The sequence below is a fragment of the Leucobacter sp. Psy1 genome, assembly GCF_020096995.1.
Taxonomy (GTDB): Bacteria; Actinomycetota; Actinomycetes; order Actinomycetales; family Microbacteriaceae; genus Leucobacter.
Genome location: NZ_CP083692.1, coordinates 1,842,050 through 1,861,208 on the forward strand (window position 1 = coordinate 1,842,050; position 19,159 = coordinate 1,861,208).

The window sequence follows — 19,159 nt, forward strand, 5'->3', positions numbered from 1 at the left end:
CTTAGCCCGCAGCGGCGAATCGCGTCCCGTGATCCGCGCCGTCGAGCACGGCGGCGAGCAGGCGCGTCTCCGTGAGGAGAACGCGCGTTCCCGCGTCGGTCGCGAGCCGCGCGGCCTGAACCTTCGTGCGCGCCCCTCCGGTGCCCCAACCCGACTGCGCTTCGCCGATCTCGATGCCCGCGAGCTCGTCACCGTAGGGCACGTCGCTGATGCGCTCGGCACCCGGCTCTGACGGCGGCGCGGTGTAGAGCGCGTCGACGTCGGAGAGCAGGATCAGCTGGTCCGCACCGACCAAGCGCGCAACGAGGGCGGCAAGCCGATCGTTGTCCCCGAAGCGGATCTCGTGCGTCGCGACCGTGTCGTTCTCGTTGATGATCGGCAGCGTACCGAGCTGCAGCAACCGTTCGAGCGCGCGCTTCGCATTGTCCCGGTGCGTCGGGTTCTCGAGGTCGTGCGCGGTGAGCAGCACCTGCCCCGCGATGATCTCGTGGCTCGTGAGCGCACGCTGATACCGGTTCACGAGGATGTTCTGCCCCACCGCGGCGGCGGCCTGCTGCGTGGCGAGATCCTCGGGTCGCTCATCGAGTCGCAGGAACGGCACGCCAGTCGCGATCGCACCGCTGGAGACCAGGATCACCTGAGCGCCACCGCGGTGCAGGCGCGCGAGAGACTCGACGAGGGTCGGAATACGGTGCGCATTGTCCCCGCTGACCGACGATGATCCGACCTTGACGACGACGCGCTGGGCGCCGAGCAGATCGGTCCCGCTCACTGGTCGCTCTCCCAGAGCCCCGCCTCGCGCTCACGCTCGAGCTCTTCGCGGGCCTCGGCCTTGGCGTCCATCCGCTCGTGGTAAGTGCTTCGCCGCTCGTGGTTCGTCCGGCGATCGTTCTGATCGACTCTCAGGTCGCTGCCTCGGGCGCCCATCTGCACCTCGGCGGCGCTCGTCACAGTGGGCTCCCAGTCGAACACGACGCCGGAACCGGGGCCGATGACGACCGTCGAACCGGCGACGGCGCCCTTCTTGACCAGCGCGTCCTCGACACCGAGCTTCTGCAGACGGTCGGCGAGATACCCGACCGCTTCGTCGTTCGTGAAGTCAGTCTGCGCGACCCACCGTTCGGGTTTCGCTCCGAGAATCCGGAAGATGGTGCCGTAGGTGCCGCCCTCGGTGACCACGCGGAAGCCAGACTCGTCGACCGCCTTCGGCCGCAGAACGATACGCTCGTGCGTCTCCTCGGTCGCCAGACGCCGCGCGCGCTCGGCGTCTACGATCTCGGCCAGCGCGAAGCTGAGCTCGCGGAGGCCTGCGTGGGCAACGGCGGAGATCTCGAAGACGCGGTACCCCTGCGCCTCGAGGTCGCCTCGGACGAACTCCGCGAGTTCACGAGCCTCGGGCACGTCGGTCTTGTTCAGCGCGACGAGCTGCGGTCGCTCGAGCAGCGGCGTCTGCCCCTCGGGCACCGCATAGGCGCCGAGCTCGCGCTTCACGACCTCGAGGTCCGAGAGCGGGTCGCGGCCCGGCTCGAGGGTGGCGCAGTCGAGCACGTGCAGCAGCGCAGCACATCGCTCCACGTGCCTGAGGAAGTCGAGGCCGAGCCCCTTGCCATCGCTCGCGCCCTCAATGAGCCCCGGCACATCGGCCACGGTGAACCGATGGTCGCCCGCCTGGACAACCCCGAGGTTCGGGTGCAGCGTGGTGAAGGGGTAATCCGCGATCTTCGGCTTCGCAGCGCTGAGCGCCGCGATGAGACTCGACTTGCCCGCAGAGGGGAACCCCACGAGCGCGACGTCGGCGATCGTCTTCAGTTCGAGCGAGATCGTGCCGGCCCAGCCCTCGATGCCGAGCAGAGCGAATCCCGGCGCCTTCCGCTTCGCACTGGCGAGGGCGGCGTTGCCGAGCCCGCCCTGGCCGCCGGCCGCAGCGATGAAACGGGTGCCCGCCTCACTGAGATCCGCGAGCGTCTCACCGTCCTCGCTCTTCACGACCGTGCCGACCGGCACCGACAGCTCGAGGTCGGCGCCCTTCGTGCCCGAGCGATTGTCGCCCATGCCGAAGCCGCCGTGCTCGGCGATGCGGTGCGGCCGTCGATGATAGTCGAGCAGTGTCGTCACCTGGGGATCCGCAATCAGCACGACGTCACCGCCATGCCCGCCATTGCCCCCGTCGGGCCCGGCGAGCGGCTTGAACTTCTCGCGCTTCGTCGAGACGCAGCCGTTCCCGCCGTGCCCGGCCTGGAGGTGCACCTGCACCTGATCCACGAACGTCACCATGCGTTATCGACCCCTGTCTGTGATGAGATTGCCCCTAGATACGGCAAAAGGCGAGCCGAAGCCCGCCTTGCCGTTGATGCGCTGCTTACGCGGCTTCAACCACGTTGACGACCTTGCGGCCGCCCTTCGCACCGAACTCGACCGAGCCGGCGGCGAGAGCGAACAGCGTGTCGTCGCCGCCACGGCCCACGTTCGCACCGGGGTGGAACTTGGTGCCGCGCTGACGAACGAGGATCTCGCCCGCGTTCACGGCCTGGCCTGCGTAGCGCTTCACGCCGAGACGGTTCGCGTTCGAATCGCGGCCGTTGCGGGTTGAGCTGACGCCCTTCTTTGATGCCATGAGTCTGTCTCCTCCGTTGTCCGGGTTACTTGATGCCGGTGACCTTGATGCGGGTCAGATCCTGGCGGTGACCCTGGCGGGACTTGTACCCGGTCTTGTTCTTGTAGCGCTGGATCACGATCTTCGGACCCCGCGTGTCGTCGAGCACCTCAGCGGTGACCTTGACCTTCGCGAGCGACTCGGCGTCGCTCGTCACGCTGTCGCCGTCGACGAGCAGCACGGCCGGGAGCTCCACCGTGTTGCCGCTGTCGCCCGCAATGCGGTTGACCGTGAGGATCGAACCGACCTCAACCTTCTCCTGCCGGCCGCTTGCGCGCACTACTGCGTAAACCACTTGTCACCCTTTTCCTGAGGTATCGTCAAAACTGCCGGTCGCGAAGCTCTCGCGACCCTTGCATCGAGGCAGGAGATCGATCGCCTGCCGAGCCGCCACCCCAAAAGAGTGGCACCAACGGTCAATAATATCTCGATGAGGCCCGCACGGTCAAATAGGCTGACCAGCGTGTCCCGCCGAGACTACCGATCGCCGGCCTGTTTGCGGAACATGCTCTCGTCGAGCGCCTCCGCGAGCGCACGTCTCGCCGCCTCTGAACCGGAGACGGCATCGCCGTCGCCGGCGCCGTCGCTCGACGAGGAGGCCGCCCCCTCACCGCCGCCGTTCTCGGTCGCTCCCTGGGGAGCGTCCGCGCGGGTCGTCGGCACGGAGACGCGCCGGCTCCGGCCGCGGCCCCGCGAGGGCGCCGGCGGCTCAGGGAGCGCCTCGAGGATCGAATCGAGCAATCCGAGCGAGTTACCGCCCTCCTCCCGCGCACTGACGGCCTCGGGTCGCCTGCCCGATCGCTCCTGGCGGTCCCGGTTCCCGGCGCGGTCCGAGCGATCCGAACCGGCTGCACCCGATGACGCATCGCGGTCGTCACGGCGGCCAGCAGACGACGCTCGTCTGGCACCTCCGCGATCCGACTCGGCGTCGTTCGCCTCATCGGTGAACGCGCCGACCCGCCCGGTACGGTTCGCGGCCGCGCCGGGGGCGTCGGCGTTCACCTGAACCTGCCCCTCGTCTGCCGCGCGCGGGCCGGCGGCGTCGAGCGCCTCGCCGGCCTGCTTCGCCGCCTGAAGCGTCGACGCGGCGACCTGCGCGAGCATGTTCTTGGCTCCGTCACTGATGGCGTGCGCCTGGCTGTGCTGCTGCTGGCTCTGCGAGGACTTGCTCGTGTTCTGACGCTTGCCGCCGCCTCGGGACCCGTTCCCGCCGCCGTTCCGCGACTTCGAAACGGGCTCGTGGTGCACGATGAGTCCGCGGCCGGCGCAGGTCTCGCAGGGCTCGCTGAACGACTCGAGCAGGCCGAGCCCCAGCTTCTTCCGGGTCATCTGGACGAGGCCGAGCGACGTGACCTCGGCGACCTGGTGCTTCGTCCGGTCGCGGCCGAGGCACTCCACCAGGCGGCGGAGCACGAGGTCGCGGTTCGACTCGAGCACCATGTCGATGAAGTCAATGACGATGATGCCGCCCACGTCGCGCAGGCGCAGCTGCCGGACGATCTCCTCGGCGGCCTCCAGGTTGTTCTTCGTCACGGTCTCCTCGAGGTTGCCCCCTGAACCGACGAACTTGCCCGTGTTCACATCGATCACGGTCATCGCCTCGGTGCGGTCGATCACCAGCGAACCGCCCGAGGGCAGCCACACCTTTCGATCGAGCGCCTTCGCGATCTGCTCGGTCACCCGGTACTCGTCGAAGACATCGCGATCGCCGGAGTACCGATCCACGCGCTCCAACAGGTCGGGAGCGACCTGCGACAGGTAGTCCTCGATCACGCCGTAGGTCTCCTCGCCGGAGATCACGAGTCGGTGGAAGTCCTCGTTGAAGACATCGCGGATGATCTTGATGAGCATGTCGGGCTCCGAGTGCAGCAGCACCGGACCCCCGCCCTTCTCGGTCCGCTTCTGGATCGACTCCCACTGCCTGGCCAGGCGCTGCACGTCGTGGGTCAGCTGATCCTCCGTCGCACCCTCTGCCGCGGTGCGCACGATGACACCGGCACCCGACGGCAGCACCTCCTTGAGGATCTTCTTGAGGCGCGCACGTTCGGTATCGGGCAGCTTCCGGGAGATTCCGTTCATCGCCCCACCTGGCACATACACCAGGAAGCGGCCGGGGAGCGAGATCTGACTCGTCAGGCGGGCGCCCTTGTGGCCGACCGGATCCTTCGTCACCTGCACGAGCACCGGATCGCCCGGCTTCAGCGCATTCTCGATCTTCCGGGCGGTGTTGCCGCCCTCGAACTCAGACCAGTCGACCTCACCGGAGTAGAGCACGGCATTGCGACCACGGCCGATGTCGACGAACGCGGCCTCCATGCTCGGAAGCACGTTCTGCACGCGGCCGAGATAGACGTTGCCGATGATCGACGTCTCACTCGAGCGGGCCACGTAGTGCTCCACGAGCACTCGGTCCTCGAGCACGCCGATCTGGATTCGGTCGGGCGTCGCCCGAACCACCATCTCCCGATCCACGGCCTCGCGGCGCGCCAGGAACTCGGACTCGGTGATGACCATGCGCCGACGGCCGGCATCGCGGCCATCGCGGCGGCGCTGCTTCTTCGCCTCGAGCCGGGTCGACCCCTTCACCTTCTGCGGCTCCGTGACGACGGGGGCCTGGGTCTGCTGCGGCTGGCGCTTCTTCCGCGCGTCTCCCCCATCAGCGGTGTCGGATCCCCGCCGACGGTTGCGACGTCGCGACGAACCCTCATCGCGGTCGTCCTCGTCGTCGCGGGCCTCGCGGCCGACACTGCCCTCGCTGCGGAGTTCACGATCGAGCAGGTCGTCGAGTTCGCGCAGCTCACTGCGCCGCGACCGCGGAGCGACCGGCGGCACGTCAGGTGCCAGGAAGACGAGCTTCGTCGTCGCCTTGAACTTCTCCGCTGCCGTCAGTTCGCGCGGCGGCTCAGGAGCCGTCGTCTCGGGCTCGGCTTCGGCGGACTGGACTCCGGTGGACTGGGCTCCGGTGGTCTCCGCTGCTGATGTGGACTCGACGGACTCGGTCGCATCGTTCGCTTCGGTGACCTCCGGGGTCTCTGCTGTGCTGTGTGCTTCATTCACCATCGCTGGTGTGCTCCTCAGTACCCGAGCGCCCTCGCGGTGCGTTCGGGGAATCTTCTCGTGCGGCTGGGCCGCGAATCCTGTGCTCCGCGGAGCTCGTGCTCCACGGTCGGTCGTTCTTCGACCGGCGACCGCCTTCGGGGCGGTCCAAACCTCTGTGCGTCCCGCTGATATGTGCGGTTCGACGGTCTCATTATGTCACGTCCCGACCGGAATGCTCGTGCACGCGCTCCAACTGCCCGGTGAGGTCGGCGCCTCATGCAATACGCAGCGGGACTGAGTACGATGCGGCTCATGACGTTCGATTCCGTGCGCCCCCGCAGACCGGTCGGGTTCGCGATCCTCACCATCGTTCTCGGCGCGATCGGCTGGTTCGCCGCCTTCGAGTTGCTCACCGAGTACATGAAGACGCTGAGCAACCCCGACTACGCCCCGAACTGCAACATCAGCATTCTCGTGACCTGCGGACCAAACATGGACTCCTGGCAGGGATCCATCCTGGGGTTCAGCAACACGATCATCGGAGTGAGCGCCTTCATCGCGCCGATCGCGGTCGGCGTGGCACTGCTGGCCGGTGCCACCTTCGCTCGGTGGTTCTGGATCACCTACCGGATCGGCCTGTCACTCGGGTTCGCATTCATCCTCTGGCTCTCATACCAGAGCGTGTTCTCCCTCGGCACGCTGTGCCCGTGGTGCATGGTGGTCTGGTCGGTCATGACACCGCTCTTCTGGTTCACCGTCTTCCGCCCGGAGGGAGTCGGCGACGTCCCCACGAGTGAGACGACGGCCAGACGCTTCGGCGAGCTCCACTCGTGGGCATGGGTCTTCGTGGTGGTGACGTTCATCGTGATCGCGGCCGTGGCGCAGTTCCGCCTCGACTGGATCGCGGAGTTCACCCGCCCGTAGTGCCGCGCCGCGTGACCAGCCCTGCACGGATGTCGCTCCACAGCGCATCGGTCGCGGCGAGCGTCTCGGCCTCGGTTCCGCCCGTGTCGATGACCACATCGGCTACGGCACGCCGCTCGGCGTTGGAGGCCTGACTCGCGAGGCGCCGATCCGCCTCCTCGGGGGTCATCCCCCGAATCGAGACGAGACGCTCGCGCCTGACGTCATCCGCGGCCTCGGCGACGACCACGAGGTCCCACGGCAGCGTCGCGTCACTCTCGACGAGGAGCGGGATCTCATAGACGACGACGGCATCGGGATCGTTGGCGGTGACCGCATCGACGCGAACGCGGGCGAGACGACGCACCTCCGGGTGCACGATCGCGTTGAGTCGCTCGAGCTGCTCGGGATCACCGAACACCCGCTGCCCGAGCGCGGGGCGGTCGAGCGTACCGTCAGCCGCGATCACTTCGGCACCGAACGCTTCCCGGATCCCGGCCAGCCCAGGACTCTCGGGCTCCACAGCGTCCCGTGCGAGCTGATCCGCGTCGATCCGCGTGGCTCCGAGCGCTTCGAGACGGCGTCCGATCGTTGATTTCCCTGCGGCGATGCCGCCGGTCAGTCCGATGAGTGGCATAGAGCGACTCTATCGCCAGAGGCGGATCCGGTTCGACGTTCGTAGACTGGGGGTCTGCGGAGAGGAGCCACATGGTTGAGGTCATCGCGGGCATAGTGCTCGCCATCGCTGCCGGGCTCAACGCTTACATTCCGCTGCTCGGCGTCGCTCTTCTCGCCCGCTTCACTCCGCTCATCGTGCTCCCCGAGAACTGGGCATGGCTCGAAGTCGACTGGGTGATGTGGCTGCTCGGCGGCCTGCTCGCCCTCGAGATGCTCGTCGACAAGTTCCCCGTCCTCGACACGATCAATGACGTGCTGCAGACCGTCGTGCGGCCGGCATCGGGCGGCATGGTGTTCTCGATCGGCGTGGCGAGCGAAACCGCTGCCGTCAGCGACCCGCAAGCCTTCCTGTCATCCGAGGCCGTGTGGCCGTTCCTCATCGGGATCGCCGTCGCGTTCGTCCCGCACGTGCTCAAGGCACTGGTGCGCCCCGTCCTGAACGTCGTCACCGCCGGTGCAGGCGCCGCGGTCACCAGCGTCGCGGAGGACATCGGCGCAGGAGCACTGACGATACTCGCACTGGTCGCACCGGTGATCGCGCTCGGTGCGGCGGGAGCAGTGCTGGTGCTGCTGATTCGCCGCATGCGCCGCGTACTCCAACAGCGGCGCGACGCTCGCGCCGCACGCGCTGCAGCCGACTGAGACGACTGCGCGAGTCCTCTCGACGGAGGACCTTGCCCGTAACGGCCGCAGGCCCGACCCCGAATGAACGGGACCGGGCCTGCGCAGCAACGCTTCTCGGGGTTAGTTGCCCTCGAGCTGCGCCTTCAGAGCGGCAAGCGCCTCGTCGTCCGCGAGAGCGCCGGCCGAAGCCGCATCGCTCGCGAAGTTCGAGTTGCTCGACGACGACTCCTGCTTGGGAGCGGCGATCTCCTCGTTGAGGGAAGCGGCGACCTGCGCCTTGTGGGCCTCCCAGCGCTCCTGGGCAGCAGCGTACTCCTGCTCCCACTTCTCGCGCTGCGACTCGAAGCCTTCCTTCCACTCCTGGGTCTCCGGATCGAAGCCCTCGGGGTACTTGTACTCGCCGTTCTCGTCGTACTCGGTCGTCATGCCGTAGAGCGCCGGATCGAACTCGGTGCCCTCGGGGTCGACGCCCTCGTTCGCCTGCTTGAGGCTGAGCGAGATGCGGCGGCGATCCAGATCGATGTCGATGATCTTGACGAACACCTTCTGGCCGGCCTGGACGACCTGCTCGGCGAGCTCGACGTGCTGGCCCGAGAGCTCGGAGATGTGCACGAGGCCCTCGATGCCGTCCGCAACGCGCACGAATGCACCGAACGGAACGAGCTTGGTGACGACGCCCGGGGCGATCTGGCCGATCGCGTGGGTACGGGCGAAGACCTGCCACGGGTCCTCCTGCGTCGCCTTCAGCGACAGCGAGACGCGCTCGCGGTCCATCTCGACGGACAGCACCTCGACCGTAACCTCCTGGCCCACCTCGACGACGTCCGAAGCGTGCTCGATGTGCTTCCAGCTGAGCTCCGAGACGTGCACGAGGCCGTCGACGCCGCCCAGGTCGACGAACGCACCGAAGTTGACGATCGACGAGATGACGCCCTTGCGCACCTGGCCGGGCTTGAGCTCGGCGAGGAAGGACGAACGGGTCGCGGACTGCGTCTCCTCGAGGAGAGCGCGGCGCGAGAGGACCACGTTGTTGCGGTTCTTGTCGAGCTCGAGGATCTTGGCCTCGATCTCCTGACCCAGGTAGGGGGTGAGGTCGCGGACGCGGCGGAGCTCGATGAGCGAAGCCGGCAGGAAGCCGCGAAGGCCGATGTCAACGATGAGGCCGCCCTTGACGACCTCGATGACGGTGCCGGTGACGACGCCGTCGTTCTCCTTGATGCGCTCCACGTCGCCCCAAGCGCGCTCGTACTGCGCACGCTTCTTCGACAGGATGAGGCGACCTTCCTTGTCCTCCTTCTGGAGCACGAGTGCCTCGACGGAGTCGCCGACCTGAACGACCTCATCGGGGTTCACGTCGTGCTTGATGGACAGCTCGCGCGAGGGGATGACGCCCTCGGTCTTGTAACCGACGTCGAGGAGCACCTCGTCGCGGTCGATCTTGACTACGGTGCCCTCGATGAGATCACCGTCGTTGAAGAACTTCAGCGTCTTCTCGACCGCGGCAAGGAAGTCGTCGGCAGAGCCGATATCGTTGATCGCGACCTGCTTGTTTGCCTTTTCGGTCGTTGCGTTCGTCATGTAATTGGTCTCCAGAATGGACATGGAATCGGGCGGCTCCCGGCAAGTGCCTGCGAACCGCGCTCGGACAGGGTTGAATCGCCACAGTAGCGACGCTCAAGCTTACCTCGCGACACGCCCGAACTCAAACGTCCGCGCGCCGCGCGCCGGCGATCCGGCTCGGTCGGACCGACTCGGTCGGTCGGAACACTGACGGACCGATCCCCCTCAGCATCCCCGCATGGACTGATGTCACCGATACTTCCCATACATTGCGAGGTATTTGTTACACTGTGGTCATGTCACTGGTTCACCCGCAGCAACTCGTCGAGCGAGAGGCCTGGAGCGCGCCCGCGATCGGTCGGTCGATCCGCGCCCGCCGCCGCATGCTCGGGGTCTCGCAGGCCGAACTCGCCGCGCGCGTCGGCCGCAGTCGGAAGTGGGTCTCAGAGCTGGAGGGCGGCAGCACCTCCCCCGGCGTCGACGGAGTCGCCTTGGCCGCCGAAAGTCTAGGCATGGAGCTCACGCTGCGGCAGCTGGACGACATTCGCGCCGTCGGTGCTTCGCTGCCCGGGAGCTTCGAGCGACCGAACGAGGACGCGTGGGGCGCCGAGGGCCCGCTCGCGTGGGTCATCGACGGTGCCACCCAGCCCGGTGAGACGGTGCAATCACTCGATGCGCGCACCTATGCGCATGCGCTCAGTCAGGCGGTCAGGGAGCGAGCAGCTGATACCGAGACTTCGCTCACGGAGATCCTCGCCGACGCGATCGATCGCGCGGCCACCTGGCCCGCCGCCGAACCGGGACCCGCCGCGACGGTCGCCATGGTGCGACGCTCCGGCTCCGGCTTCGAGTGGCTGGTGCTGGGCGACGCGGGTCTGCTCCTGCAGGCTGGAGGGCCGGGTGACAGCCACGTCAACGGTGGCGGCTTTCCCATCGGCGACCTGGGCGCCGGCGACATGAACGTCAGCGACCTGAGCGGCGGCGGCCTGGGCGGCAGTTCGCCGAGCCGAGGCGCCGTCGCCGGTCGCACTGCGGCCTCCCCCAGGCGTGTCACGCTGATCACCGATGACCGGCTGGCCTCGGTAGCCGTCGCCGAGCGAGAGGCACGCAAGCGTGCCAGGGCCGCGGGCGCCGATGCCGCCGAGATCGCCGAGCGATCCGCGGAGCTCTACCGCGCCGAACTCGCCATGCGCAACCGTCCCGGCGGCTACTGGGTGGCTTCGGGGGCACCCGAGGCGGCACGGCACGCGCTGCACGGGTACGCGGATACGCTCGGCCCCGTACTGCTCGTCAGCGACGGCATGCTCGACGTGCTCGGGACCACCTCGCCCTGGCGGACGCGCCGGTCGGCGTTCACCAGCTGGGTGGAATCCCCGCCGGAAGAGTCCGTGGCGCGCGTGCGCGAGGCCCGTTCGGGCATCCCTGGCGCGAAAGTCGACGACGCGACGCTCGTGGTCGTGCGATGACGACCGCGGCGGTGATCCTCGACTGGCTGGCTCGAGCCGGCACGGTCATCGCGATCGTCTCCTGGATCATCGTCTTCTCCAGGCGCCGCATCCGGCGATACCGGGTGCAGTCATTCTTCGGCGGAGACCGCGTCGATGTGCTCCTTCCCCTGCGCACCCTCGACGGGCGGACGGCGGTCTCGGAACCCGACTTCATGACGGGTCTCGAGCTGCAGCGATTCCTCACGAGGTTCGGAATCGAGACGCGCTTCCGGTTCCTGCGCCCGCACGACCCCCTCCGCCTGGACACGCCGGGAACGATCGTCGTCTGCGGACCGAAGAACTCCGATGAGGTCAGAAACGCGATGCGACGCGACCCCGTGCTCGCGTTCGAGGAGGACGCTCGGGGATGGACGTTGGAGGGCGGCGGGGTGCGCTATCGCTCCAAGAGCGATGCTGCAGCGGCACTGAACGAGTCGGCGGTGCGGGGTGACTCATCGACGCGAGCCGAATCGGCGGGACTGGGCGAGCCTACGACGCCGCCGGGCGAGCGGCCGAGTAATGCCGGGACAGCGGGCGACACGCGATCCGACATCGGGTACCTGTCGCGGACGCTGGAAGCCGTCGACGACGACCCGGAACGCGTCGTGGTCTGGATCGCCGGGGTCCACGCGCCGGGTTCCGCGATCATCGCCGACCGACTGTGCCGGACCCGGTCGATCCGCACGGCCCGCTCACTCGCCCCGGAAGGGCGCTTCTCCGCCGTCATCGGAGGCACCTATTCCGAGGATCCGCTCACGGTGCACACCTCGCAGCGGCTGTTCTTCGCGGCGCACCCGGCGGATCCGGCGTAATCCGGCACTCCTCTTAGTGGGCGGCCGCGTTCCAGTTCTCGCCGTGGCCGACCTGCACTTCGAGAGGCACGGACAGATCCGCTGCTCCGGCCATCTCCTCGCGGACGATCGCCTCGAGCTGGTCCCACTCCCCCTCGGCGACCTCGAACATGAGCTCATCGTGGATCTGGAGGAGCATGCGCGACCTGAGCTCCGCATCCTGCATCCGCTGCTCCACTCGGATCATCGCGAACTTGATGATGTCAGCGGCAGACCCCTGAATGGGCGCGTTGAGCGCCGCACGTTCAGCGTTCTCGCGCAGGATCCGGTTCGGGCTCGCAAGGTCGGGGAACGGCCTGCGGCGACCGAAGATCGTCTCGGTGTACTTGTCGACCTTGGCCTGCTCGACCACGGAGCGGAGGTAGTCCCGCACCCCGCCGAATCGTTCGAAGTAGTCCGTCATCAACTGCTTCGCCTCGGCCGAGGTGATACCGAGCTGCTTGGAGAGGCCGAAGGGCGAAAGCCCGTAGGCGAGCCCGTACGACATCGCCTTGACCTTCGATCGCATCTCGTTCGTGACCTCTGCGGGCTCGACGCCGAAGATGCGGGCGCCGACGAAACGGTGCAGGTCCTCCCCCTCGTTGAACGCCTGGATGAGCCCCTCATCGCCCGACAGGTGGGCCATGATTCGCATCTCGATCTGCGAGTAGTCCGCGGTCATGAGCGTCTCGTATTCGGCGGCGTGTGTGAACGCCTCGCGAATGCGTCGCCCCTCGTCACTGCGCACGGGGATGTTCTGCAGGTTCGGGTCGGTTGAGGCGAGCCGACCGGTGCTCGCGCCGATCTGCACGAGCGTCGTGTGGATGCGCTCGTCGTTCTGCACCGCCTTGATCAGCGTTTCCACGATCTGGCGGAGCTTGTTCGCGTCGCGGTGCGAGAGCAGCGCATCGAGGAACGGGTGCGGGTTCTTGAGCTGCAGGTCGGTGAGCGCCGCCGCATCGGTCGTGTAGCCGCTCTTCGTCTTGCGGGTCTTCGGCATCTCGAGCTCTTCGAACAGCACCTCCTGCAGCTGCTTCGGCGAGGAGAGATTGACCTCGTGCCCGATCGCGTCGAAGGCGCGCTGCTGCAGTGTCGCCACCCGGTCGGTGAGCTCCGCCTCGTGCGCCTCCAGCAGCGGGCGGTCGATGGCGACACCGCGAGTCTCGAGCTCGGCGAGGACCGGCAGCAGCGGGATCTCGATCGTCTCGTAGATGTCTCCGGTGCGCTCGGGGAAGCGCTCGACGATCGCCTCGTGGACACGGGTCACGTACCAGGCGAGTTCGGCCTGGTCGGCGACGCTCCCCTCTTCGGGGACGAGCTGGTTCGGATCCCCGGTCGGCACCTCTTCGCCGAGGTAGCGGAAGACCGCCTCGGCGATCGTCTTCTCCGGCCCGGTCGGCCTCACCAGCCACGCAGCGACGAGCGCGTCGCCGACGACGCCGCCGATCCGAGCACCCGTGCCAGCGATGAGGTGCATCTGCGCCTTTGCGTCGAAGAAGACCTTCGGCGCGTCCGAGGCGAGCCACTGCTCGAACAGCGCGTAATCCCGTCCGCCAGGCTGCCAGTGCAGCGCGACAGTGGACTCGGGCGTCGCGAGTCCCACATCGTATCCGCCATGTCCTTGGGAGATCACTACGGCCGGTCGCTCGGCCTTCTCGAGCCAGTTGCCGAGTTCCTCGTCGATCAGCGTGACCGTCTCGGGCCGCGTCGGCGCCAACGACTCCGGGGTCGTCCCGGCTGCGGGCACATCCGTTCCGGCGAGCTTCGCCACCCGCTGCATCAGCGTGCGGAACTCGAGCTTCGCGAACACCGGCTGCACGAGCCCCATGTCGATGTCTTCGCGCTTCAGATCATCGAGCGCGAGCCCCAGATCGACATCGCGTACGAGCCGGTTGAGCCTGCGATTCCGTTCGGCGAGGTGCGCGTGCTCGCGCAGGCTCTCGCCCACTTTGCCGGTCACCTCGTCCTGACGTCGCAGGATCTCCTCGAGCGAGCCGAACTGGTTGATCCACTTGACGGCCGTCTTCTCGCCAACCTTGGGGATGCCGGGGAGGTTGTCGCTCGTCTCACCGACGAGGGCCGCGATCTCCGGGTACTGCTCGGGCCGGATCCCGTACCGTTCCATGACCTTCTCGGCGTCGTACCGGGTCAACTCACTCACCCCCTGTTTGGACGGGTAGAGCAGCGTGACGTTGTCGTCCACGAGCTGGATGGTGTCGCGGTCGCCGCTGACCACGAGCACCCGATATCCGGCCTCCGAGGCCTGCGTCGCGAGCGTCGCCAGGATATCGTCTGCCTCGAAGTTCTCCTTCTCGATAGTTCGGATGCCCATCGCGTGCAGCGCCTCCTGCAGCAGCGGCACCTGGCCCTTGAATTCCGGCGGCGTCTCCCCGCGAGTGCCCTTGTACTCCGGGTACTCCTCCGTGCGGAACGAGTGCCTCGAGATGTCGAACGCCACCGCGAGCGAGTCTGGCTTCTCATTGCTGAGCAGGTTGATCAGCATGGCGATGAAGCCGTGGATCGCGTTCGTATGCTGACCGCTCTGCGTCTGGAAGCTGTCCACCGGCAGCGCGTAGAACGCCCGGAACGCGAGGGAGTGTCCGTCGATGACCATGAGGGTAGGCTGATTGCTATTCGGCACGGTGACAGCCTACAAGGGGCCCACGACATTCGTCAGGCACCTGCGGCGGCCCGGCCGGTTCGACCCCTCAGACGATGGAGACAGCATCCGGATGACTTCGACACCCGATTCCACGCCAGCGAGCCCCGCGGACCAGACGAACCCCGCCGACGAGCGTATCGCCGGTGAGACCGGCCAGGAATACCTCGCCAGACGCGGCCTCGGCGCACTCGCCGTACGGATGGGCATCGAGTTCCCCGAGTTCACTCCCTCGCGTGCCGTCGCCACGATGCCGGTCGAAGGCAACACTCAGCCCATGGGGCTCGTGCACGGAGGCGCGTACGTGGTGCTGGCCGAGTCGCTCGGCTCGATGCACGCGAACTTCCTCGCCCCTCAGGGTCACGCCGCCGTTGGTGTCGACATCAACGCGACGCACACCGCCTCCGCGACCGCGGGGATCGTGACGGGGGTCTGCACTCCGATCCACCTCGGCCGCACGCTGACCGTGCACGAAATCGCGATCACCGATGAGCGGGGCCGACGCTGCTCCACCGTGCGCATCACCAACCTGTACAAGCGGGTAGCATAGCAAAACGCCCGGGATCGCATCCCGGGCGTTTCACTGCGGTCTTCGCTGCGGCCGGCAGGCCGCTCGGGTCTTGCGTCAGTCCTTCTTCGGTCCGAGCTGATCGATGATGGTCTTCGCCACGTCCTGCATCGTGAGTCGACGATCCATCGACGCCTTCTGGATCCAGCGGAACGCCTCGGGCTCGCTCAGGCCCATCTTGTGGTTCAGGATGCCCTTGGCACGATCGACGAGCTTCCGAGTCTCGAAGCGCTCGGCGAGGTCGGCGACCTCGGATTCCAGCGCCGTGATCTGCTGGAAGCGCGAGAGCGCGATCTCGATGGCGGGGAGCAGGTCGGCCGGGGTGAACGGCTTTACGACGTAGGCGAGCGCCCCGGCCTCGGTGGCGCGCTCGACGAGCTCGCGCTGGCTGAAGGCCGTAAGCAGCACGACGGGAGCGAGATTATTCTTGTTGATCCGCTCAGCCGCCGAGATGCCGTCGAGCTGGGGCATCTTCACGTCCATGACGACGAGGTCGGGCCGCAGGTCTTCGACGAGCGCCACAGCGGTCTCACCGTCGCCGGCTTCACCGACGACGTCGAAGCCGTTGTCGCGCAGGGTCTCGACGATGTCGAGACGGATCAGGGACTCGTCCTCGGCGACGACGACGCGTCGCGTCTCGCTGGTATTGCTGGTTTCCTCAGTCACGTTATCTACCCTATTCCATTCGTCTCGGGGAAAGCTTCAAGATCGGAACCGATTTCGGCGATCGCGCCGCTTCCGGATTCCGATCGTCGGTCATGTTCGCGTTCTGTCGCGATCGCGCCCGGAAGCGCTCTCTGAATTCGTCGCCTTCCGGTGGATGGCGGTGACGATCCACGTCACCAGCCAGAGCCCCACGCCGATCGCGAGCAGCAGTCCGGCAATCTCGTACTGGATCCAGTCCTCACGGCTGCGCGCCCACGGGCCGACGAGGAACAGGCTCGTGACGGCGCCCAGGATCGGGATCACCGTGGGGGCGCGGAATCCGCCCTCCGGCGTAGGATCACGCCTCAGGATCAGCAGCGCCACATTCACCACGGCGAAGACGCAGAGCAGCAGAAGCGCCGTCGTGCCGCCGAGCTGACCCACGATGCCGCTGTCGGAGTTCTGATTCACGAAGATCACGAGGCCCACGGCGAGCAGGGTGCTGAACAGGATCGCCACCCAGGGCGACCGACGCTTCGGCAGCACTGCCGCGAGCGGCCGGGGCAGCACGTTCTGCTTCGCCATGCCGTAGAGGAGCCGGCTGGCCATGAGCATGTTGATGAGGGCCGTATTCACCACGGCGAAGACGGTGAGGAACGGGAAGATCGCATCGACCGGAATGCCGGGAGCACCGATGCGCACGACGTCGAGCAGGATCCCCGCGTCAGGGTTCTTCGGGTTGAGGAGGTCGCCGGGCGGGATCACCATGATCACGGTCACCGCGACGAGCATGTAGATGAGCGCGCAGAGCCCGAGTCCGGTGAGCATGATCCGGGGGAAGTCGCGCTGCGGGTTCTTGCACTCTTCGACGAGGTTCACCGAATCCTCGAACCCGACCATCGCGAAGAAGGCGATAGCGGTCGCCATCGTGACGGCTGCGAAGATGCCGCGATCCTCGGGCGTCTCGAAGACGACGAGGCGGCTGACATCGCCCTCGCCCTGAATGATCGCGACGGCCCCGATGAAGATGATGACGCCCATGATCGAGAGCGTGACGAGCGTGAGGACGAGGTTGAACTTGACGCTCTCCCCCACACCGCGCAGGTTGATGAGCGCCAGAATCACGATGATCGCGATCGCCGCGAACATCGTCGCCGTCGCGTCGGTCGGTACCCCCTCGACGAACTGGCCGACGCCGATCAGGATGTTCTGCCCCACCAGGGTCGCGGAGGTCGCCGCGCTCGTGATGCCCGAGCTCGCCACCGCGAAAGCGACGATGAACGTCACGAAGTGAACCCCGAACGCCTTGTGCGCGTAAAGCGCCGCACCGGCAGCGTACGGGTACTTCGTGACCAGCTCGAGGTACGAGAACGCCGTCAGGGTCGCGATCGTGAACGCGATGAGGAACGGCAGCCACGCCATGCCCCCGACCTGCCCTGCGACGCGGCCGGTGATCGCGAAGATTCCCGCTCCGATGATGTCGCCCATGATGAGCAGCAGGAGCAGCTTGGGGCCGATGACCTTCTTCAGTCCCCCGTGCTGCTCCTCACCCTCCATGGCTACGACCACTTCAGTGTTCAGCTTGGCCATCGTCTCAGCCTTCCTCGTGCGCCGGTGTGGAGCGCGCTGGCCGAGGAGATTCCCACTCCGCACGATCAGCGGAGTCTCAATATAGCCGATTCAGCGACCGGCGAGCGCCACCACTGCGCAGCACGCAGGGATGCGCTGCCGCAAGAAACGGGATCAGCGCATGCCGCGACCGAGCATCTGCTGGATCTGCGCCATATCTTCTTCGGAGGGCTGCGCCTGAGCCCCGCCCAGGCCGAACCCCGAACCACCCGCTGCTGCTGGCTTCACCTCGGCGCTCTCCTGCGCCCGCTTCGCGGGGTTGCCGGACCGGGATCCCGACTTCTTCTTGCCCTTGACCTGCTTCTTCTTGCCGCCGTGTCCGCCCATGCCAGGGGGCATCGCTCCCATCCCTGGCATCTGCGGCATGCCGCCCTTCGAGACGGTCTTCATCATCTTCGCGGCCTGCTCGAATCGCTGCACGAGCTGATTCACATCGGTGACGGTCATGCCGGAACCGCGCGCAATGCGCAGTCGACGGGAGCCGTTGAGCAGTTTCGGGTTCTGGCGCTCCGCGCGCGTCATCGACTGGATGATCGCCTCCGTGTGCACGATCTCCCGCTCATCGAAGGCGTCGAGCTGCTCCTTCATCTTGCCCATGCCGGGGAGCATGCCCATCATCTTCTTGATGGAGCCGGCTCCGCGCAGCTGCTGCATCTGGCCGAGGAAGTCGTCGAGGGTGAACTGATCCTTCGCGATCTTCTCGGCGACCTTGCGCGCCTCGTCCTCGTCGAACGCCTGCTGTGCCTGCTCGATGAGGCTGAGCACATCGCCGAGATCGAGGATCCGGCTCGCCATGCGATCCGGGTGGAACGGCTCGAAATCGCCGAGCCCCTCACCCGTCGACGCGAAGAGGATCGGGCGACCCGTCAGACTCCGGATGGAGAGGGCGGCACCACCGCGCGCATCGCCATCGAGCTTCGTGAGCACGACACCCGTGAAATCGACGCCCTCCTGGAAGGCCTTCGCCGTCGCAACGGCGTCCTGACCGATCATCGCGTCGATCACGAACAGCACTTCGTCGGGGTCGACGGCCTTGCGGATGTTCGCGGCCTGCTTCATGAGCTCCTGGTCCACGCCCAGGCGACCAGCGGTATCCACGATGACGAAGTCGTACTGCTTCGTCTTCGCCTCCTTCACGCCGTCCTTCGCGACCTTCACCGGGTCGCCGACGCCGTTGCCCGGCTCAGGGGCGAAGATCGCGACGCCAGCCTGCTCCGCGACGACCCCGAGCTGCGTCACCGCGTTCGGACGCTGCAAGTCGCTCGCCACGAGGAGAGGGGTGTGGCCCTGATCCTTCAACCACTTCGCGAGCTTGCCAGCGAGCGTCGTCTTACCCGCACCCTGCAGGCCCGCGAGCATGATGACGGTCGGAGGGTTCTTCGCGAACTGCAGCCGCCGGCTCTCGCCGCCCAGAATGCCGACGAGCTCCTCGTTGACGATCTGCACGACCTGCTGGGCCGGGTTCAGGGCGCGATTGACCTCGTCGCCGAGGGCGCGCTCCCGCACCCGCCCGGTGAACTCCTTGACGACCTCGAGAGAGACGTCCGCCTCGAGCAGTGCGCGACGAATCTCGCGCACCGTCCCGTCGACATCGGCGGCCGAGAGCTTGCCCTTGGTCCGCAGATTCTTGAGTGTCTCGGTGAGTCGTGCCGACAGATTTCCGAAAGTAGCCATGGTGCACCCATTCTACCGGAGTGGCAGACGCCCCGAAGCGATGCTTCCTCGCGGCTAGCCCACCCCGCGCTTCGCTCCGTGGGCCGCGGCAGTAGCCGCACTGGGCTAGACGCTCCGAAGCGATGCTTCCTCGCGGCTAGCCCACCCCGCGCTTCGCTCCGTGGGCCGCGGCAGTGGCCGCGCTGGGCTAGACGCTCCGAAGCGATGCTT

The 19,159-nt window shown here is 67.1% G+C and carries 16 protein-coding genes; 5 read left to right on the top strand and 11 right to left on the bottom strand.

The annotated features are described in order from the left end of the window. Position 1: 1 nt before the first annotated feature. From proB to K8P10_RS08645, 5 genes are all read right to left on the bottom strand, one after another. Positions 2-772, bottom strand: a complete 771-nt coding sequence (gene proB, locus K8P10_RS08625; RefSeq protein WP_224778529.1) for a glutamate 5-kinase — start codon at positions 770-772, stop codon at positions 2-4. Further along, positions 769-2,274, bottom strand: a complete 1,506-nt coding sequence (gene obgE / locus K8P10_RS08630) for a GTPase ObgE (protein ID WP_224778530.1) — start codon at positions 2,272-2,274, stop codon at positions 769-771. The genes proB and obgE overlap by 4 nt, the downstream gene beginning before the upstream one ends. An 85-nt stretch (positions 2,275-2,359) precedes the next feature. After that, positions 2,360-2,614 carry a 50S ribosomal protein L27 gene (rpmA, locus tag K8P10_RS08635; protein ID WP_224778531.1) on the bottom strand — a complete coding sequence of 85 codons (255 nt, stop codon included), beginning with the start codon at positions 2,612-2,614 and terminating at the stop codon, positions 2,360-2,362. 25 nt (positions 2,615-2,639) lie between these two features. Further along, complete coding sequence (gene rplU / locus K8P10_RS08640; protein ID WP_224778532.1) at positions 2,640-2,948, bottom strand: 50S ribosomal protein L21; 309 nt, start codon at positions 2,946-2,948, stop codon at positions 2,640-2,642. Positions 2,949-3,130: 182 nt separating this feature from the next. Next, a complete protein-coding gene (locus K8P10_RS08645) occupies positions 3,131-5,713 on the bottom strand; it encodes an Rne/Rng family ribonuclease (protein WP_224778533.1) in 2,583 nt (860 codons plus the stop codon). Between the two features lie 291 nt (positions 5,714-6,004). Here K8P10_RS08645 and K8P10_RS08650 point away from each other — a divergent pair, with 291 nt between their 5' ends. Next, positions 6,005-6,616, top strand: a complete 612-nt coding sequence (locus K8P10_RS08650) for a vitamin K epoxide reductase family protein (protein WP_224778534.1) — start codon at positions 6,005-6,007, stop codon at positions 6,614-6,616. Here K8P10_RS08650 and coaE read toward each other — a convergent pair. Then, a complete protein-coding gene (gene coaE / locus K8P10_RS08655; protein ID WP_224778535.1) occupies positions 6,603-7,232 on the bottom strand; it encodes a dephospho-CoA kinase in 630 nt (209 codons plus the stop codon). The genes K8P10_RS08650 and coaE overlap by 14 nt on opposite strands. A gap of 71 nt (positions 7,233-7,303) precedes the next feature. Between coaE and K8P10_RS08660 the strand changes: the two genes are divergently transcribed. After that, positions 7,304-7,915: a DUF4126 domain-containing protein gene (locus K8P10_RS08660; RefSeq protein WP_224778536.1), complete on the top strand. Its 612-nt coding sequence runs from the start codon at positions 7,304-7,306 to the stop codon at positions 7,913-7,915. Between the two features lie 102 nt (positions 7,916-8,017). Here the strand turns inward: K8P10_RS08660 and rpsA are convergent, their stop codons facing one another. After that, positions 8,018-9,475: a 30S ribosomal protein S1 gene (gene rpsA, locus K8P10_RS08665; protein WP_224778537.1), complete on the bottom strand. Its 1,458-nt coding sequence runs from the start codon at positions 9,473-9,475 to the stop codon at positions 8,018-8,020. Between the two features lie 278 nt (positions 9,476-9,753). Here rpsA and K8P10_RS08670 point away from each other — a divergent pair, with 278 nt between their 5' ends. After that, positions 9,754-10,923 carry a helix-turn-helix domain-containing protein gene (locus tag K8P10_RS08670; RefSeq protein WP_224778538.1) on the top strand — a complete coding sequence of 390 codons (1,170 nt, stop codon included), beginning with the start codon at positions 9,754-9,756 and terminating at the stop codon, positions 10,921-10,923. Continuing rightward, positions 10,920-11,756: a hypothetical protein gene (locus K8P10_RS08675; protein ID WP_224778539.1), complete on the top strand. Its 837-nt coding sequence runs from the start codon at positions 10,920-10,922 to the stop codon at positions 11,754-11,756. Before K8P10_RS08670 ends, K8P10_RS08675 begins: the two co-directional genes overlap by 4 nt. 13 nt (positions 11,757-11,769) lie before the next feature. On the opposite strand, the gene polA is transcribed toward K8P10_RS08675, so the two are convergent. Continuing rightward, complete coding sequence (gene polA, locus K8P10_RS08680) at positions 11,770-14,388, bottom strand: DNA polymerase I (RefSeq protein WP_224781252.1); 2,619 nt, start codon at positions 14,386-14,388, stop codon at positions 11,770-11,772. A 118-nt stretch (positions 14,389-14,506) separates the two neighbouring features. On the opposite strand from polA, the gene K8P10_RS08685 reads away from it, so the two are divergent. Then, complete coding sequence (locus K8P10_RS08685; protein ID WP_224778540.1) at positions 14,507-14,983, top strand: hotdog fold thioesterase; 477 nt, start codon at positions 14,507-14,509, stop codon at positions 14,981-14,983. Positions 14,984-15,058: 75 nt separating this feature from the next. Here K8P10_RS08685 and K8P10_RS08690 read toward each other — a convergent pair whose 3' ends face one another. The 3 genes from K8P10_RS08690 to ffh all read right to left on the bottom strand — a co-directional run bounded on the left by K8P10_RS08690 (position 15,059) and on the right by ffh (position 18,949). After that, positions 15,059-15,667 carry an ANTAR domain-containing response regulator gene (locus K8P10_RS08690; protein ID WP_208238475.1) on the bottom strand — a complete coding sequence of 203 codons (609 nt, stop codon included), beginning with the start codon at positions 15,665-15,667 and terminating at the stop codon, positions 15,059-15,061. 90 nt (positions 15,668-15,757) lie between these two features. Further along, the gene (locus K8P10_RS08695; protein ID WP_224778541.1) at positions 15,758-17,236 is read right to left on the bottom strand and encodes an APC family permease; all 1,479 of its coding nucleotides are present in this window, start codon (positions 17,234-17,236) and stop codon (positions 15,758-15,760) included. A 153-nt stretch (positions 17,237-17,389) separates the two neighbouring features. Then, a complete protein-coding gene (gene ffh, locus K8P10_RS08700) occupies positions 17,390-18,949 on the bottom strand; it encodes a signal recognition particle protein (protein ID WP_224778542.1) in 1,560 nt (519 codons plus the stop codon). Between the last annotated feature and the right edge of the window lie 210 nt (positions 18,950-19,159).

What these genes read in the sequence shown, in the direction of transcription:
- obgE (WP_224778530.1), bottom strand. Translation starts at nt 2,274, where the DNA reads ATGGTGACGTTCGTGGATCAGGTGCAGGTGCACCTCCAGGCCGGGCAC.
- rpmA (WP_224778531.1), bottom strand. Translation starts at nt 2,614, where the DNA reads ATGGCATCAAAGAAGGGCGTCAGCTCAACCCGCAACGGCCGCGATTCG.
- K8P10_RS08645 (WP_224778533.1), bottom strand. Translation starts at nt 5,713, where the DNA reads ATGGTGAATGAAGCACACAGCACAGCAGAGACCCCGGAGGTCACCGAA.
- K8P10_RS08650 (WP_224778534.1), top strand. Translation starts at nt 6,005, where the DNA reads ATGACGTTCGATTCCGTGCGCCCCCGCAGACCGGTCGGGTTCGCGATC.
- coaE (WP_224778535.1), bottom strand. Translation starts at nt 7,232, where the DNA reads ATGCCACTCATCGGACTGACCGGCGGCATCGCCGCAGGGAAATCAACG.
- K8P10_RS08660 (WP_224778536.1), top strand. Translation starts at nt 7,304, where the DNA reads ATGGTTGAGGTCATCGCGGGCATAGTGCTCGCCATCGCTGCCGGGCTC.
- rpsA (WP_224778537.1), bottom strand. Translation starts at nt 9,475, where the DNA reads ATGACGAACGCAACGACCGAAAAGGCAAACAAGCAGGTCGCGATCAAC.
- K8P10_RS08670 (WP_224778538.1), top strand. Translation starts at nt 9,754, where the DNA reads ATGTCACTGGTTCACCCGCAGCAACTCGTCGAGCGAGAGGCCTGGAGC.
- K8P10_RS08675 (WP_224778539.1), top strand. Translation starts at nt 10,920, where the DNA reads ATGACGACCGCGGCGGTGATCCTCGACTGGCTGGCTCGAGCCGGCACG.
- polA (WP_224781252.1), bottom strand. Translation starts at nt 14,388, where the DNA reads ATGGTCATCGACGGACACTCCCTCGCGTTCCGGGCGTTCTACGCGCTG.
- K8P10_RS08685 (WP_224778540.1), top strand. Translation starts at nt 14,507, where the DNA reads ATGACTTCGACACCCGATTCCACGCCAGCGAGCCCCGCGGACCAGACG.
- K8P10_RS08695 (WP_224778541.1), bottom strand. Translation starts at nt 17,236, where the DNA reads ATGGCCAAGCTGAACACTGAAGTGGTCGTAGCCATGGAGGGTGAGGAG.
- ffh (WP_224778542.1), bottom strand. Translation starts at nt 18,949, where the DNA reads ATGGCTACTTTCGGAAATCTGTCGGCACGACTCACCGAGACACTCAAG.